Annotated in this window: 15 protein-coding genes and 1 riboswitch; of the genes, 9 read left to right on the top strand and 6 right to left on the bottom strand. The window is 60.7% G+C overall.

Annotated elements, in window-relative coordinates; translation table 11 throughout:
- Nucleotides 1-21: 21 nt before the first annotated feature.
- Nucleotides 22-99, bottom strand: a riboswitch (SAM riboswitch).
- A gap of 44 nt (nucleotides 100-143) precedes the next feature.
- The gene (gene alaS / locus B2P82_RS07900; RefSeq protein ID WP_290496276.1) at nucleotides 144-2783 is read right to left on the bottom strand and encodes an alanine--tRNA ligase; all 2640 of its coding nucleotides are present in this window, start codon (nucleotides 2781-2783) and stop codon (nucleotides 144-146) included.
- 185 nt (nucleotides 2784-2968) lie between these two features.
- The gene (gene recA / locus B2P82_RS07895) at nucleotides 2969-4063 is read right to left on the bottom strand and encodes a recombinase RecA (protein ID WP_206992586.1); all 1095 of its coding nucleotides are present in this window, start codon (nucleotides 4061-4063) and stop codon (nucleotides 2969-2971) included.
- Between the two features lie 157 nt (nucleotides 4064-4220).
- Between recA and B2P82_RS07890 the strand changes: the two genes are divergently transcribed.
- Nucleotides 4221-4433 carry a DUF2093 domain-containing protein gene (locus B2P82_RS07890; protein WP_206992585.1) on the top strand — a complete coding sequence of 71 codons (213 nt, stop codon included), beginning with the start codon at nucleotides 4221-4223 and terminating at the stop codon, nucleotides 4431-4433.
- The gene (locus tag B2P82_RS07885; RefSeq protein ID WP_290483678.1) at nucleotides 4433-5395 is read left to right on the top strand and encodes a M23 family metallopeptidase; all 963 of its coding nucleotides are present in this window, start codon (nucleotides 4433-4435) and stop codon (nucleotides 5393-5395) included. Before B2P82_RS07890 ends, B2P82_RS07885 begins: the two co-directional genes overlap by 1 nt.
- Before the next feature lie 317 nt (nucleotides 5396-5712).
- Here B2P82_RS07885 and B2P82_RS07880 read toward each other — a convergent pair whose 3' ends face one another.
- A complete protein-coding gene (locus tag B2P82_RS07880; protein ID WP_290496274.1) occupies nucleotides 5713-6486 on the bottom strand; it encodes a hypothetical protein in 774 nt (257 codons plus the stop codon).
- 112 nt (nucleotides 6487-6598) lie between these two features.
- On the opposite strand from B2P82_RS07880, the gene B2P82_RS07875 reads away from it, so the two are divergent.
- Nucleotides 6599-8110 carry a KAP family P-loop NTPase fold protein gene (locus tag B2P82_RS07875; protein WP_290496272.1) on the top strand — a complete coding sequence of 504 codons (1512 nt, stop codon included), beginning with the start codon at nucleotides 6599-6601 and terminating at the stop codon, nucleotides 8108-8110.
- A 21-nt stretch (nucleotides 8111-8131) separates the two neighbouring features.
- Here B2P82_RS07875 and B2P82_RS07870 read toward each other — a convergent pair whose 3' ends face one another.
- Complete coding sequence (locus B2P82_RS07870) at nucleotides 8132-9103, bottom strand: quinone oxidoreductase family protein (protein ID WP_290496270.1); 972 nt, start codon at nucleotides 9101-9103, stop codon at nucleotides 8132-8134.
- A gap of 61 nt (nucleotides 9104-9164) precedes the next feature.
- Between B2P82_RS07870 and rnhB the strand changes: the two genes are divergently transcribed.
- The 6 genes from rnhB (at nucleotide 9165) to ttcA (ending at nucleotide 13642) form a co-directional block, all read left to right on the top strand.
- Nucleotides 9165-9752 (top strand): ribonuclease HII, encoded by a 588-nt coding sequence (rnhB, locus tag B2P82_RS07865; protein ID WP_349679739.1) that lies wholly within the window; start codon nucleotides 9165-9167, stop codon nucleotides 9750-9752.
- A gap of 170 nt (nucleotides 9753-9922) precedes the next feature.
- Nucleotides 9923-10348 carry a GIY-YIG nuclease family protein gene (locus B2P82_RS07860; RefSeq protein ID WP_206992579.1) on the top strand — a complete coding sequence of 142 codons (426 nt, stop codon included), beginning with the start codon at nucleotides 9923-9925 and terminating at the stop codon, nucleotides 10346-10348.
- 73 nt (nucleotides 10349-10421) lie between these two features.
- Entirely contained in the window at nucleotides 10422-10910 is a 489-nt protein-coding gene (locus B2P82_RS07855) for a YybH family protein (protein WP_290496266.1), read from the top strand.
- Nucleotides 10911-11064: 154 nt separating this feature from the next.
- A complete protein-coding gene (locus B2P82_RS07850) occupies nucleotides 11065-11526 on the top strand; it encodes a helix-turn-helix domain-containing protein (RefSeq protein WP_290496264.1) in 462 nt (153 codons plus the stop codon).
- 72 nt (nucleotides 11527-11598) lie between these two features.
- Nucleotides 11599-12693, top strand: coding sequence for an energy transducer TonB family protein (locus tag B2P82_RS07845; RefSeq protein ID WP_290496263.1), 1095 nt, complete (start codon nucleotides 11599-11601; stop codon nucleotides 12691-12693).
- 55 nt (nucleotides 12694-12748) lie between these two features.
- Nucleotides 12749-13642, top strand: a complete 894-nt coding sequence (gene ttcA, locus B2P82_RS07840; protein WP_206992575.1) for a tRNA 2-thiocytidine(32) synthetase TtcA — start codon at nucleotides 12749-12751, stop codon at nucleotides 13640-13642.
- A 6-nt stretch (nucleotides 13643-13648) separates the two neighbouring features.
- Here the strand turns inward: ttcA and B2P82_RS07835 are convergent, their stop codons facing one another.
- Nucleotides 13649-14131, bottom strand: a complete 483-nt coding sequence (locus tag B2P82_RS07835) for a DUF2165 family protein (RefSeq protein WP_290496261.1) — start codon at nucleotides 14129-14131, stop codon at nucleotides 13649-13651.
- A gap of 126 nt (nucleotides 14132-14257) precedes the next feature.
- Nucleotides 14258-15208 (bottom strand): acyl-CoA dehydrogenase family protein (locus B2P82_RS07830; RefSeq protein WP_290496259.1); only part of this gene is annotated, 951 nt, incomplete at its 5' end.

The raw sequence follows: 15208 nt of genomic DNA, 5'->3' as shown, positions 1-15208 counted from the left end.
GAATCTTGCTGTGAGCGTGTTCGGATTTCCCGCGCAGCCTTTTAGCAAGTTGTTTAACGTGGCTGCAAGCCGACCGACCAAATCACCACGGGGCCTCTACATAGGCGCCCCGTGGCGGGAGTCAATCGGTTCGCGTGAGGGGATCAGCCCGCAATCGCCGCGCGAACAGCGGCGAGCGCATCGTCGGCCTTGTCGGTATCAGGGCCGCCCGCCTGAGCCATGTCAGGCCGTCCGCCACCGCCCTTGCCACCAAGCGCCTCGCTGGCCGCCTTGACGAGATCGACCGCCGAATAGGTGTCGGTCAGGTCCTTGGTCACCCCAACGGCAACACCGGCCTTGCCATCGGCGACGCCGACAAAGGCCACGATGCCGGATCCGATCTGGGCCTTGGCCTCATCCACCAGCGTGCGCAACTCCTTGCCGCCCACACCTTCAGCAATGCGCGCCATCAGTTTCACGCCATTGATCTCTTCCGGCCCGGCCGGCGCGCCACCGCCGCCGCCCATAGCGAGCTTGCGCTTGACGTCGGCCAGTTCCTTTTCCAGCGACCTGCGCTCCTCGCCGAGCGCAGCCACTCGGCGCGGGACATCCTTGAGCGGAACTTTCAAGCTCTCGGCAAGGTCTACCGCAATCTGGGCGCGTCCCTTGAGATAGGCCAGCGCCTCGGCGCCTGTTGCCGCTTCGATTCGGCGCACGCCTGCCGACACACCACTCTCTGACATGATCACGAATACGCCGATATCCCCGGCACGCTCGACATGGGTACCGCCGCACAGTTCAACTGAATAGCGCTGTGCATCGCCAGTGCCCATGGACAGCACACGGACTTCGTCGCCATACTTCTCACCGAACAATGCAAGTGCCCCCGCTTCGATGGCCTTGTCAGGTGAAGTTACCTGAATGCCCGTCGGGTGGTTTTCGCGAATCTGGGCGTTGACTTCATCCTCGACCGCTTCGAGTTCTGCTGGCGTCATCGGACCATTGTGCGAAAAGTCAAAACGAAAGCGATCAGCCTCGACCAATGAGCCCTTCTGCGTGACATGTTCGCCAAGCACATTGCGCAAGGCAGCATGCATGATGTGGGTTGCCGAATGGTTGGCCATGATGGCGCGGCGACGGGCGGCATCGACATGCAGGCTGGCCGTGGCGCCGAGCCTGGCTTCGCCCGAGACAACCTCCCCGATGTGAACGTGCAGGTCACCTGCTCGCTTCTGGACATCGCGCACGATGAAGCGCGCGCCGCTGCCGAACACTATCTCACCGTGGTCGCCGGCCTGCCCACCGGATTCTGCATAGAAAGGCGTTGTGTCGAAAACGAGTTCAGCCGGGCCGGCAGACAGTGCATCAACCCGTGCGCCGCCAGCAGCGATTGCGACCAGCTTGCCCTCGCCTTCGGTGCCATCATAGCCGGTGAAACTTGTGGCGCCAGCATCGTCGCGGACGCGGAACCAGATATCATCCGTTGCCTGATCTCCGGAGGAGAACCCTGCTGCGCGGCTATCCTGGCGCTGTTGCTCGAGCGCGGTTTCAAAACCATCAACATCGACGCTCATCTCCCGCCCGCGCAGGATGTCCTGCGTGAGGTCGAGGGGGAAACCATACGTGTCGGACAGTTTGAAGGCGACGTCGCCCGGCAGCGCATCGCCGGCCTTCATGTCCGCCGTTTCCTTGTCTAGCAGCGACAAGCCATTGCCCAAAGTGCGCTGGAAGCGAGCCTCTTCCTGTTCGAGGGCAGACTCAATGGCGGCCTTGGCGCGGCCAAGCTCCGGATAGGCCTTCCCCATTTCCGAGATCAGCGCCGGGGCAAGTTTGTACATCAGCGGTTCGCGCGCGCCGAGCAGGTGTCCGTGGCGCATCGCGCGGCGCATGATGCGGCGCAGGACGTATCCCCGGCCCTCATTCGACGGCAGGACGCCATCAGCAATCAGGAAGGCCGATGTGCGCAAATGGTCGGCGATGACGCGGAAGGAGGCAAGCTGGTCGCCTGCAGCCTTCGCACCATAGAGGTCTTCCTCGGCCGCGATCAGCGATTTGAAGAGATCAATGTCGTAATTATTGTGGACGCCCTGCAGGACGGCCGAAATCCGCTCCAAACCCATGCCGGTATCAATGGAGGGCTTGGGGAGATTTTTGCGCGAGCCGTCGGCCTGTTGGTCGAACTGCATGAAGACCAGATTCCAGATTTCGATGAACCGGTCGCCATCCTCATCCGGGCTGCCGGGAGGGCCTCCGGGAACGCTTTCGCCATGATCATAGAAGATTTCGGAACATGGGCCGCACGGACCGGTGTCACCCATGGACCAGAAATTGTCGGATGTGCCGATCCGGATGATCCGGGAATCCTCAAGGCCTGCAATCTTTTTCCAGAGCGCTGCGGCTTCGTCGTCCTCTGCGTAGACCGTGACGAGCAGCTTTTTCGGATCGAGCGCGAATTCCTTGGTGCACAGTTCCCAACCGAATTCGATTGCGTCTTCCTTGAAATAGTCGCCGAAGGAGAAATTCCCGAGCATTTCGAAAAAGGTATGGTGGCGCGCCGTGTAGCCGACATTGTCGAGGTCATTGTGCTTGCCGCCGGCGCGAACGCATTTCTGAGATGTCGTCGCGCGCGGACCGGGGGGCGTCTCGGCACCGGTAAAGATGTTCTTGAACGGAACCATGCCGGCATTGACGAAGAGCAGGGTGGGATCGTTCTGCGGGATGAGCGGCGCAGATGCCTGACGCAGGTGCCCTCGCTTCTCGAAGAAGGAAAGAAAGGTCTCGCGAATCTCGTTTACGCCGGTCATGGGCAGCTCTGTGTCCTTGCGATCAGTGTTGCGGCCGAGTCAATCGACGCACTTTTTACACCGGCGATATAAAGGTCCCTTTGCGGCACGCCAAGCGGGGTGCGCCACAAAGGGACAGTTCTCTGGAGAGAGAGAGGGTATTTCTGGCCCTGAAATGCGTATTTCAGGGCCAGAAATCCTGTGGATCAGCCTTCTGCGGCGTCTGGCAGATCGTCATCCTGTTCGGATTCCATGCCGGCATTCAGCAATTCATCCGCCAGAAGGCCTGCATTGCGCCGGATCGCATCCTCGATCTCGTCGGCGATGGCCGGGTTTTCCTTCAGGAAGTTACGGGTCTTCTCGCGGCCCTGCCCCATGCGCTCTCCCTTGTAGGAGTACCAGGAGCCAGCCTTTTCAACGACTTCAGCCTTCACGCCAAGATCAATGAGTTCACCCGTCTTGGAAATGCCTTCGCCATAAAGAATGTCAAATTCGACCTGGCGGAAGGGCGGCGCAACCTTGTTCTTGACCACTTTAACGCGTGTCTGGTTGCCGATCACTTCGTCCCGGTCCTTGATCGCGCCAATGCGGCGGATGTCGAGCCGGACCGAGGCGTAGAATTTCAGGGCGTTCCCGCCGGTCGTGGTCTCCGGGCTGCCGAACATGACGCCGATCTTCATGCGGATCTGGTTGATGAAGATCACCATACATTTGGATTTGGAGATCGAGCCGGTCAGCTTGCGCAGCGCCTGACTCATCAGGCGGGCCTGCAGACCTGGCAGGGAGTCGCCCATCTCGCCTTCGAGTTCAGCGCGTGGCGTGAGGGCCGCCACCGAGTCAATGACCAGTAGATCAACCGCGCCGGAACGGACCAGCGTGTCAGCGATTTCGAGCGCTTGTTCACCCGTGTCCGGCTGGGAGATCAGAAGGTCATCAAGGTCCACACCGAGCTTGCCCGCATAGAGCGGATCCAGCGCGTGTTCGGCGTCGATGAAGGCACAGACGCCGCCATTCTTCTGGGCTTCTGCCACGCTGTGCAGGGCCAGCGTCGTCTTGCCCGAGCTTTCCGGACCATAGATTTCGATGATACGGCCCTTGGGCAGGCCGCCAATGCCGAGCGCAATGTCGAGGCCGAGCGAACCGGTGGGCACCGCTTCGACATCCATCACCTTCTTGTCGCCAAGGCGCATGACCGAGCCCTTGCCGAAGGACCGCTCAATATTGCCCAAAGCTGTTTCAAGAGCTTTCTGCTTGTCCACGCCTGATTCCTTGTCCACGAGTTGTAGCGCCGCTTTGGCCATGAGTCGTCTCCTTAGGTCTACCATGGGGCCGCATTTGGCAAGGCCCCCGTTTGCCGTTGCTGAGTCGGATGTACCATATTTGTTCTGCGGAACAAAGGGGAAACTTCCTGCGCGCTACATCTTTTCTTTTGGTGCTGTTTCAGGCATGGTCGCGCATATGCTTGACCGATCCAGCCGCCCCGCCGGCGAAGCCCGCCTTCGCTATCTCGACGCCGACATCGAAATGATCGCGCCGGGAGACTATGTCACCTGCGCGGTGACCGGCCGGAAGATCCCGCTCCAGGCCCTGCGCTATTGGAGCGTGGACCTGCAGGAAGCCTACTGGGATGCCGAGGCGGCGAGCCAGCGCATGGTCAAGGCTGGTCACTGATGCGCCGCGCGCTGCTGACGGGACTGGCAACATTCGTGGTGGCGTGTGCAGCGGCAGAGTCTCCTGCGCCAACGCCTGCGCCTGACATGGCACCTGTTCCTGCTGCGCCAGCCCCGGTGGCTGAGCCTGAAATTGAGACAGAGACACCTGTTCAGGTCATCGCGCCGACATGTGACGGCGTTCTGGTACAGGGCGGGCTGGTGATTTGTTCAGCCGAACCGGGCAGTACGTTCACGGTCGCGGGAACAAAGCTGACTGTCAGCGAAATGGGCACGGCGCAGTTCGGGCTCAGCACGCGCGCGCCGAGTGTTGTCGGCTGGTCGCATGACAGCGGCGCATTCGGAGATCTCCAGATTGCCGAGCGCCAGGATGAATACCGCGAAATTTCGGGCTTTGACTGCGACAAGGTCGATGCCCGCTCGGCTGAACAGAAGGCACATGCCTCGCGCAGCTGGGTGAAGAAGCAGGACTCGTTTGCCAGCTTCAATCCCGGCCCCGGCGCGCTGGAAGGTTTTGTGAAGCCGGCCGATGCGCCAACCTCGTCGCCTTTCGGGCCGACGCGGAAATATACCGGCGTCTCGAAAGTGACCGGCGAGCCGTGCGAGAGCACATCGGTGCATCGCGGCTATGACATGGCCGCGCCGGTGGGCACCGAGGTCCGCGCGCCCGCGCCGGGCGTGGTGATCCTGGCCGATCCGGATCTCTATTATGAAGGCGGCACCGTGTTCCTGGACCATGGCCATGGCCTGGTCTCGGTGTTCATGCATCTGTCAGCGGTCGATGTGGCGGCGGGCGATGAGGTCGACACGGGCGACTTGTTGGCCAAGACCGGCAATACCGGCCGAACGACCGGGCCGCACCTGCATTGGGCGGTGAAGTGGCGCAATCCCGAAGCGCGCAGCCGGGACGGCGATTTCTATATCGACCCGGCCCTGTTGCTGGAGTTACAGCCCGCGCCTTAATCCTAAATGATGAATCAAGGTTACCGCAGGCTTGCCCGCGCCTGCGCAATTGCGCCCTTTGCGGAAACGCGCCCTTCAGACCTGTGGCGCATAATTCACCCGTAGCGCGAACACACACCCCTCTCCCGGATTCGCGCTGCGCCCCCCGGGTCTGCGGAACCTGTAATATCTGCAGCACACCGAACCTGCATGGGCGGTACCCATCAACTGCACCCAGCCGCCCATGGCTCCGCTCGCCCTTAGCCCCTCCCAAGGCGCGGGTGGGCGGAGATTGCAGCCTCCCCCGATGTCCAGATTTTAACGAATGGCCGCCCCGGTCAGGCCGGGGCCAGCCCTGCTCCGGCGGGTCGCGCGGGCGGGTCCGTGGCCGTATCGGCCCAATGGCAGAACTGCCAGAAATCCCAGAGTTTTCGCTGCAGCGTGTCGCGCCTCAGCCGGTCTTTCACATAGCCCGGCGGGCGGCCCATGCGCAGCGGATGCATGCGCCCGCGCTTGCCGGCCTGAAGCTCGGCCCGGCGACGCGCCTGCCACAGCGCCATGCGCCGCGCTTCGGCGGCGGGGTCTGCGCAACTTGTGGTGAGCCGCTCCAGCCGCGCCAGCAGCGGCGCGGGGTCCAGCGTTTCGGGCGGGCCTTCGGGCTCTGGCGCACGGGGCATGCCCAGCCTCCAGATCGAGGGGCGAGGCCCGTATCTTGCCGGGGGCGTTTCAAGCGGCTCCAACGGCGGAAAATAGAGCGTCAGCGTGTCGAGCATGGCGAGCTTGCGCGCCGGGGCCTGCCGTGCGAGGCCGGTCTGGCTGGTCCGTAAAGTGTCCATAACTGGTCCAGATGAGTCCATAGCCGAGGCGCGCGGCGCTGGCGGGGTCCAGCTGACCTCCAGCTGCAGCGACATGAGATAGAGCATGCGCCGCACCAGAGATTCCAGGGCGCGCAGCGTACGGAGCGATGCATAATAGACCGCGCGCGGCACGGCGCCCTCGCCTGACGCGGTGAGCGCGCCGCGCAGCTCTGCCATCAGCCCGGCCACAAAAGGCCAGCCCGTTTCCAGTGCGCGTTTGATGACGGAGTCCCGGTCGAACATGCGTATAAGCATACGGCAGGATTCAGAGGGGTGGGATAAGGTTTATTTTGTTTGTCTGGGAGGATCGACATGGAAATCGCCCCCACCTAGTTTGCTACGAGAGAAACTCAAAGATTGCGAAGTGATGACCGAAAAGCTCGACGAAATCTGGAGAGACGACTTACTGCGTCGAAGGAACGAGGCCCTTTTTCTCCAACGCTATCTTGACCGAGCTCATATAGAGCCAACTAAAGCCCTCAATCGTTCATCTTTCGTGGTGAATCTGAAAGGGGATTGGGGTAGCGGAAAAACCTATTTCCTAAAGCGGTTTGCACAACAACTTCGTACATCTCGAAAGTTGGTCGTCGAGATCGATGCATGGAACGCCGATCCAAACATCGACCCGCTAGTGACCATAGTTTCCGAAATAAAAAGTCAAATTGAAGCCAACTTCCCAAAACGGTCGAAGGTCAGAGCGGCACTAACTGGTCTGCAGAACGCCGGAGGAGCCGCCTCCATTTCATTTCTCAGCACCGCATTCAAATACAATGTAAGACGCGTCGTGGGAGGAGCATTGGATCAAGGACTTGATGCAATGGAAGACGCACCGGGTCTCGATTCATTATCCGATGAAAGCATCGAGAATTTTTCAGAATCCATACAATTGGGCACTGAAAGCGCAGTCGATGAAGTGTTCGAGGGACTGCAAGCGGGAAGCTATTTCAAACGACGCATGTTATTCGCGACTTTGCAACAAACAGGAGTTCGAAAATTTTGCCAGAGTGTCGAATCGCTCACCACCAATATCGAGAAATCATCCAAAAAACACGACTTACCCGTTTATATCCTTATTGATGAACTCGACCGATGCAGACCTACTTTCGCCATTGAACTACTTGAACGGGTCAACCACCTCTTTGATGCATCAGGCGTGGTCTTTGTGATCGCAACCGATAGTGATGAATTGGCACACTCTGTAAAAGCTGTGTACGGAAACTCTTTCGGAGCCAGTGGCTATCTCAATCGATTTTTCAGCTACACGTACTACCTCGCCACACCGGATAATTCCGACTACGTTGATATGCTATTGAGCGACTTGAGCATAGATGCATCCAAGTTTTCTGTAGGTGCAAGAAACGATCCGCTCGAACTGATTAAAGAAATGCTATTGCACACTATCGAAACCCCAAGGGCACTCAGGCAGGTGCTATTCCTTTTAAAAACCTTTAGTGACACTTGGGAACGCTCAGCAAAAATTGATGCAGCATATGCTACAGCTTGCGCTCTAATTGTTTTTTTGACCCCCCGATCGGATCACGAACTCTACCTCAAGAATAACTTCCCAGCGTCGGATATAGGTCAAAAGCTATCTCCTATTAGTTGGCCTTATCACAGCCGCAACGACGGCAAGCGGTCTACAATTAGAATCATCAACTATATCAATCAAATTAGTCATTGGTCCTCTCTAACTATTGGAGAAGCCATTCGAGAATGTGATCAACGGGGGAGCGTGTTCTCGGATCACTTTCGAAACAACCTATTCGCCGACGAACCACCTGCAGAACGAAATAGTTATAGAGATGGCCAGCCGATATCACACAGGTACATCGAGCTTATGCGTACAGCATCTCACCTGCACGAAGACTCCATGACCTAGAGTGGCGGGTCTTGACCCGCCCTACGGGACGAGCACCGTCGCGCCTGTTGTCGTCCCGCTCTCGATGGCTTCGTGGGCTTTTGCGGCTTCTGATAGCGGAAAGCGCTGGCCGATGTCGGCATGGATCGTGCCGGATTTCAGGGCGCTGAAGAGGAGGCCGGCGCCGCGCGCGAGGCTGTCCGCATCCGGAATGAAATGGAACAGGGTGGGCCGGGTCATGACCAGCGAGCCGCCTTGCGCCAGACGGCCGGGCGGGATCGGCTCAACCGGGCCGGAGGCGTTGCCATACGTGACGAACCAGCCCGCAGGCCGGAGGCTGTTCAGGCTTTCCTCGGCGCTGATGCGGCCAACACTGTCATAGGCGACATCGACGCCGCGCCCGCCGGTCAATTCTTTCACCTTGCCCGCGACGCCCTCATAGCCAATGATCACGTCGGACGCGCCGAGCGCCTTTGCCTTTTCGGCCTTGGCTTCGGTTGAGGTGACGGCAATGACACGCGCGCCAAGGCTGGCGGCCCATGGCACGAGCAGGCTGCCGACACCGCCGACGGGCGCCCAGACGAGAATCGTCTCCCCGGCCTGAAGCGGGCGGACCTCGAACAACAGCGCCCAGGCGGTGAGGCCTTTCAACAGGACGGCGGCGGCATCCTGCGGGCGGATGTCATCCGGCAGAAGCAACATGCGGTCGGCCGGGCCGGTGAAATGGCTGGCATAGGTGCCGCTGCCCAGATAGGCGACCTTGTCGCCGGGCTTCAGATGGGTGACGCCCTCGCCGACTTCCTGAACCGCGCCGGCGCCCTCCTGGCCGGGCGTGAAGGGAAAGCGCACGGGATAGAGGCCGGTGCGGTGATACGTGTCGATGAAGTTGAGGCCCGCCGCGCTCTGGCGCACGGTCACTTCGCCGGGGCCGGGCTTGCGGGGGATGAAATCCTCGACCTTGAGCACGTCTGGCCCGCCGGTCTCATGCATCTGGATGCGGTATGGCTGTGTCATGTGTGCAGTAGAAACCCGGAGCGCGCTGGAGCGCAAGAGCGACTCGCGTTTTGGTTGGGCGATGGCGACAGCACAGATCCTTATTGCGGGCGTGGACGAGGCCGGGCGCGGGCCCTGGGCGGGGCCGGTGACGGCAGGCGCGGTGATCCTCGACCCGGCGCGGCCCATCGACGGCCTGACCGATTCCAAGAAGCTGACCGAGGCAAGGCGCGACGCGCTGGCGCCGATGATCCGCGACCGGGCCGCGGCATGGAGCGTGGCGCATGCGACCCCGGAAGAGATTGACCGGCTGAACATTCGCCAGGCGACGTTCCTGGCGATGGAGCGGGCCGTGGCGGGGCTTGGCCTGGCGCCGGGGCACATATTGGTGGATGGCAACGCCCTGCCCGCGGGCTTTCCGTGCGCGGCGACGGCGATTGTGAAGGGCGACCTGACGGAGCCCGCGATCTCGGCTGCCTCGATCCTCGCCAAGACGGTGCGCGACGCGCTGATGAAGGAGATGGATCTGGCGTTTCCGGCCTATGGCTTTGCCCGGCACAAGGGCTATGGCACGGCCGCCCATGCCGAGGCGCTGATGACGCACGGGCCTTGCGCCCACCACCGGATGAGCTTTGCCCCGGTCAAGCGGGCACTGGCCGCGAGCGCCTGATTCGCCCCGGACCGCCCTGCCCGGCGCTCCCCCTTGCTCTGGGGCCCGGAGCTTAACCAATTGGGCAAATCGGGAAGGAATTCTCCCCCTCAGGCCCCCGAAACCGCCACATTTTAACGGCTGATTAACCGTAGCAAGAGAGCTTCGCGCGAAATGGGAGGGCTCCGCATATGTGGATATTGTTCGGGTGGCATACTTGGTGGGGCGAGTCTGGCCGGCCCTATCGCTTCAAGATCACGCTGACGCCGAAGGGCCTGCCGAATGATGGCGGCATCTATGTCTTCGTACAGCGTCGCTTCGTCTTCTTCCTGTTCCCGCTTTACATCGGCAAGGCCGCGAACTTCAAAAGCCGCCTGATCGGCCATGAACGCTGGTGGGAAGCCTGGTGGAAGCGCGGCGCGACCGAGCGGCACGTTCTGGTCCTGAAGAAGGAATCGGACCGGGCGCGCGTGGAGGAAGACCTGATCCGCCGCTACCAGCCGCGCATGAACAACATCCTCGTGCCTCGCGGCAGCAATGATGCGCCCAACAACAAGCGCCTGCGCTTCTGGTGGAGCATCAAGCGCTTCTTCCGCATTCCCTTCCTGGCGCGCTAGGCCGACTTTCAGCTTGGCCCATGCGCCCCTTTTGCTAGGGTGACGCCGGGGCTGGACCTGAAAGGACTGAACCATGTTCGAAGTTTCCCGACTTGCACTCGCGGGCTTGCTTGTCGCGTTGGGCGCTTGCACCAGCGTGCCGAGCGCAACGCAGGCCGATCTCGAACAGGAAGAGGCCGTATTGCGGGCCCTTAAATCAGACACCTGGCCCGGCCTCTATGCGGCAAACGATGCCGATGGACTGGCGGCATTCCTGGCCGATGATTTCGTCTTGATTGGCGGCGGTGTCCGCACCCGGGCCGATGAAGTGAACTGGATGCGCGAAAACAGCTGGGACGGGCCGGCGGATTTCGTGTTTGAAGTTGATGACGTCATTTTCCTCACCCCAGACTCTGCATTGGTCTACGGACGCGGCCTGAGCACGCGCATGGCCGAGGACGGCACACCTTGCCGACACAGTTACATGTCTTCCAACACGCTGCGAAGAACAGATGATGGCTGGCACCCCGTCTCGTCACACGTCTCCGATGCCACTTGCGACCCGGTTGCCTTGGAAGAATAGGCGTTCGACAGCCCTTTGACGCCCCTGTGACGGGGCTCTGGCGGGCTTCTGGCGGGCTTCTGGCGGCGCCGTGACGGCGTCAAGACGTGGTCGGCCAAGGGGTTTTTCCGCACTTTCATCGAGGTTACAAACAACCCGGAGAAAGGGGAGCGCCATGCAATATGATGCAGATGCCGCGAAGATCAAACGCTGGAGAGAAGAACGCCACTGGTCGCAGGAACATCTGGCCGAACTCGCCGGAATTGGCGTGCGCACCGTTCAGCGGATCGAGACGGGGGACAAGGCGTCTGGCGACTCCCTGAAGGCGCTGGCGGCGGCATTCAATGTCGATGTCATGGCGCTGACGGTGGACGCAAAGACCGAAGCCGAGACGATGATCCGGGAGAAGAACGCCAAGGCGACCGCCGCCATGCGGCTCGGTTTCTTCATCCATCTGGGCAGCTATCTGTTCGGCATGATCGTGTTCGCCGGGATCAGCCTGACCGTTGGAGGTAATCGCTATGCCATGCTGACGCCCACCATATGGTGGACGGTCGGACTGGCCGGGCACGCCCTGGCGCTGGCCCTGGTCGAACTTACGGCCCGCTACCAGCAACAGGTCGGCGCGGCGGACTGATCCGATCGCGCGGATTGAAACCGGCACCATACGCCGTTAGGTTTATGGTCCAGAGGGCTTTCGAGGATTCCCATGAAGAAGACACTGATGGCGGCGGCGCTGATAGGCGCCGTTTCGTTTTTTGCGCTGCCCGCCTCCGCCCAGTCACAGGAATCGCTGCGCGCGGAGCTACAGGCAGCGCTGACCGGGAACGATCTCGACGCGGCGCTGGACCTTGCCGACCGTCTGTATAACACGGCACGTGCGGAAAATGATGCGGCAGGCGAGGGCGCAGCGGCCTATTCGCGGGCTGAGATCCTGACAGCGCAGAACGCGCATGAAGACGCGGCCAGAGCGTATGAACAGTGCGAAGGCCAGTATCGCGCGATCAGCGCGGCGGCGCAGTCGCTGCAATGCGCGCTGCGGGCCGCAACCTCGCTTCAGTCGGCTGGGAAACCGGGTAATGGCCTCGACAAGCTGCAGGATGTGGCGCGAGAGCTCGAAGACATCGGTCAGGACCAGTCCGGCTTTGCCGTCGGGGTCTATATGGCATTGGCACAGGCGACGCTGCCGCCGAAGTTTCACCGTTTGGAAGGCGCGCGCAGCAAGCGTGAAAAGACCATAGCCTACACCAATAAGACAATGCGCGCACTTGAGGCGATTGGGCAGGCAACAAGCGAACACTACGCCTCCGCCTTGATGCTCAGGGGCGAAGCTCAGGAAGACATGCAAGATTACGAGGCGGCCGCCGCGTCTTACAAAGCCTTTCTCGAACTCTACCCGAACTTGCCGAATGCTTCTGAGGGCGTGTACGAAAACGCCCGCAATCGCTATCAGATCACTCAGTCCGAGATGGATGACAGCGAGGACGACACGTTCACCGTCACTGGCAAGGATGGCGAAGAGATCGTCCTGACCATTGAGCGCAAGCGGGAGGTTCGTTCACCGCGCGCGGGCAAGGAAACCCGCTTGGCTGATGGGGCCAGCGTCCGTGCGAAGATTACATTAAAAGCAGATGGACGCGTGGAAGATATCGAAATCCTTTCGAGCAAGCCGAACGAAAAGTATGGCGAGTCGTTTGAAAACGGCGTGAAGCATTGGCGCTTCATTCCGCCGAAGGGTGTATCAGGGACGGATGTGCCCCCTTTCGAATATGGCATGATTTTCTATGTGACGCGCCGCAACTAGGCCGAACGGCGTGAAATGCTTGCGCGGGAAACCCGGCCCGTGAGATAGGGCGCGTATGGCAGATGACACCTCCTCCTTTTCTGCGGCGCCGCCCCTGTTTGCGGATGCGCCGTCTGGCGTCAGCTTCAAGAAGCTGCGCAAGCGGCTGGTGCGCGGCGCGCTGAAGGCGATTGACGACTACAAGATGGTCGACCGGCGCGCGGTGGATGCGGGCGAGACCCCGCGCCCGAAATGGCTGGTCTGCCTTTCCGGTGGCAAGGATTCCTACGGCTTGCTGGCAGTATTGCTGGACCTGCAATGGCAAGGCGCACTGCCGGTGGACCTGGTGGCCTGCAACCTTGACCAGGGCCAGCCGGGCTTTCCGAAGCACGTCTTGCCGGACTGGCTGGAGCGGGTCGGAGTGAAATACAGGATCGAGACCGAGGATACCTATTCCATCGTGACCGAAAAGGTCGAGGCGGGGCGGACCTATTGCTCGATGTGCTCGCGCCTGCGCCGGGGCATTCTCTATCGCATTGCCCGGGAAGAAGGCTGTGAGGCGATCGTGCTGGGTCATCACCGCGATGACGCGCTGGAAACCTTCATGATGAATTTCGTGCATGGCGGACGCATGGCCGCAATGCCGCCGAAACTGCTGAATGATGAGGGCGATGTCTTCGTGCTGCGCCCACTGATCACCGCCGCTGAGGATGATCTGGCCAAGTTTGCCACCGCAATGGAATTTCCGATTATTCCTTGCAATCTATGTGGCAGCCAAGACGGGCTGCAGCGCGTGGCGATGAAACAGATGCTGGACGAATGGGAACGCAAGAAGCCCGGCGTGCGGCAGGTGATGGCGCATGCGCTGGCCACAGTGCGGCCGAGCCATTTGCACGACCCGCGCGTGTTCGACTTTGCCGGGCTGGAGATCGGCGACGCCGGCGAAGACGATCCGAACGTTCCGTTCTAGGCGACGTCAGTCCGGCGCGTTCACGAACAACAGGACAATGCCGCTCGATATTGCGTACTGGAATGCGCCGCCTTGCGCAGCAGCGCCCAGCGGAGTCTGCCACATCTGGAAGTAGGCGCCTCCGATCACCATGAACAGACCAAACCAGACCAGGAGCGCCATGACACACCCCATGATCGCCCAGGTCTTTGCGTCATTAAAACCTTCAGCTGATCCCCCCCGCACCCGAAACATGTCGTATGCGCCCTTGAGCGAGAACGCGGCAACCAGAAGTTCCCCGAGAATGATGAAACACAGCGCAGTCGTGATCAGGACGGGCGACGAGATTGCGGGCCCGAAGGCGTTGGGATAGGCCTCGTTGCCTGCCATCGGCAGCACGCCCTGGACGAAACTGGTCGCCGCTTCGAAGTTGACGATGTTGTTGAGCGCGTAAAACAGGCCCTGTAGCCCGACAAACAGGATCAGAATGATTTTGGAAATGCGTATCATGGCGTCCTCCCTACCAAGAAGATCACATTAAACGAGTTTTCTGGAAATTGCGAGAATTCGACCCGTGACACAAAAAGGGCGGCCCAAAAAGCCGCCCTTCTCCAATATCCTTCTGAACCTCAAAGGCTATTTCCGCCAGACGGCGGCCATGGCCGGATCTTCCTCTTCGCCCGTATACTTGCGTGTTTCGGCGCGGCCGACCACCATGTGGTGTACTTCATCCGGACCGTCCGCGAGGCGCAGGGTGCGCTGATTGGCATACATGCGGGCCAGTGGCGTCCATTGGGACACACCGGCGGCGCCGTGCATCTGGATGGCATCGTCAATAATGGCGCAGACACGTTCCGGCACCATGGCCTTGACCATGGAAATCCAGACGCGGGCTTCCTTGTTGCCCAGCACGTCCATCGCCTTGGCAGCCTTCAGCACCATCATGCGCATGGACTCGATCTCGATGCGTGCGCGGGAAACTTTTTCAAGGTTTCCGCCCAGCTTGATCAGGTCACGGCCAAAGGCCTGACGCGTCATGCCGCGAACGACCATCAGGTCGAGTGCCTTCTCAGCCGCACCGAGCGACCGCATGCAGTGGTGGATGCGGCCAGGCCCCAGACGAAGCTGGGAAATCTCGAAGCCACGGCCTTCGCCGAGCAACATGTTTTCCTTCGGCACACGTACATTCTCGAAACGGATGTGCATGTGGCCATGCGGGGCATCCGGATCACCGAAGACGTGCATGGGGCCGAGAATGGTGACGCCCGGATGCGGCAGCGGCACCAGGATCTGGCTCTGCTGCTTGTTCGGGGCGGCGTCAGGGCTGGTTTTCACCATGGTGATCATGATCTTGCAGCGCGGATCGCCTGCGCCGGAAATGTAGAACTTCTCGCCATTGATGACCCACTCGTCGCCTTCGAGCACGGCGCTCATGGAGACGTTCTTGGCATCCGACGATGGCAGGGCCGGCTCGGTCATGGCAAAGGCCGAGCGGATCTTGCCTTCGAGCAATGGCTTCAGCCAGCGCTCTTTCTGTTCGGGCGTGCCGACGCGCTCCAGAACTTCCATATTGCCGGTGTCCGGCGC

It is taken from the genome of Hyphomonas sp. UBA4494, assembly GCF_002388935.1.
Taxonomy (GTDB): Bacteria; Pseudomonadota; Alphaproteobacteria; order Caulobacterales; family Hyphomonadaceae; genus Hyphomonas.
Note: the sequence above shows the minus strand (reverse complement) of the source record. Positions and strands in the feature narration are given on the sequence as shown.

Coding starts and splice junctions, on each gene's coding strand:
- alaS (WP_290496276.1), bottom strand. CDS start 2,783: ATGACCGGCGTAAACGAGATTCGCGAGACCTTTCTTTCCTTCTTCGAG.
- recA (WP_206992586.1), bottom strand. CDS start 4,063: ATGGCCAAAGCGGCGCTACAACTCGTGGACAAGGAATCAGGCGTGGAC.
- B2P82_RS07890 (WP_206992585.1), top strand. CDS start 4,221: ATGCTTGACCGATCCAGCCGCCCCGCCGGCGAAGCCCGCCTTCGCTAT.
- B2P82_RS07885 (WP_290483678.1), top strand. CDS start 4,433: ATGCGCCGCGCGCTGCTGACGGGACTGGCAACATTCGTGGTGGCGTGT.
- B2P82_RS07880 (WP_290496274.1), bottom strand. CDS start 6,486: ATGCTTATACGCATGTTCGACCGGGACTCCGTCATCAAACGCGCACTG.
- B2P82_RS07875 (WP_290496272.1), top strand. CDS start 6,599: ATGACCGAAAAGCTCGACGAAATCTGGAGAGACGACTTACTGCGTCGA.
- B2P82_RS07870 (WP_290496270.1), bottom strand. CDS start 9,103: ATGACACAGCCATACCGCATCCAGATGCATGAGACCGGCGGGCCAGAC.
- rnhB (WP_349679739.1), top strand. CDS start 9,165: ATGGCGACAGCACAGATCCTTATTGCGGGCGTGGACGAGGCCGGGCGC.
- B2P82_RS07860 (WP_206992579.1), top strand. CDS start 9,923: ATGTGGATATTGTTCGGGTGGCATACTTGGTGGGGCGAGTCTGGCCGG.
- B2P82_RS07855 (WP_290496266.1), top strand. CDS start 10,422: ATGTTCGAAGTTTCCCGACTTGCACTCGCGGGCTTGCTTGTCGCGTTG.
- B2P82_RS07850 (WP_290496264.1), top strand. CDS start 11,065: ATGCAATATGATGCAGATGCCGCGAAGATCAAACGCTGGAGAGAAGAA.
- B2P82_RS07845 (WP_290496263.1), top strand. CDS start 11,599: ATGAAGAAGACACTGATGGCGGCGGCGCTGATAGGCGCCGTTTCGTTT.
- ttcA (WP_206992575.1), top strand. CDS start 12,749: ATGGCAGATGACACCTCCTCCTTTTCTGCGGCGCCGCCCCTGTTTGCG.
- B2P82_RS07835 (WP_290496261.1), bottom strand. CDS start 14,131: ATGATACGCATTTCCAAAATCATTCTGATCCTGTTTGTCGGGCTACAG.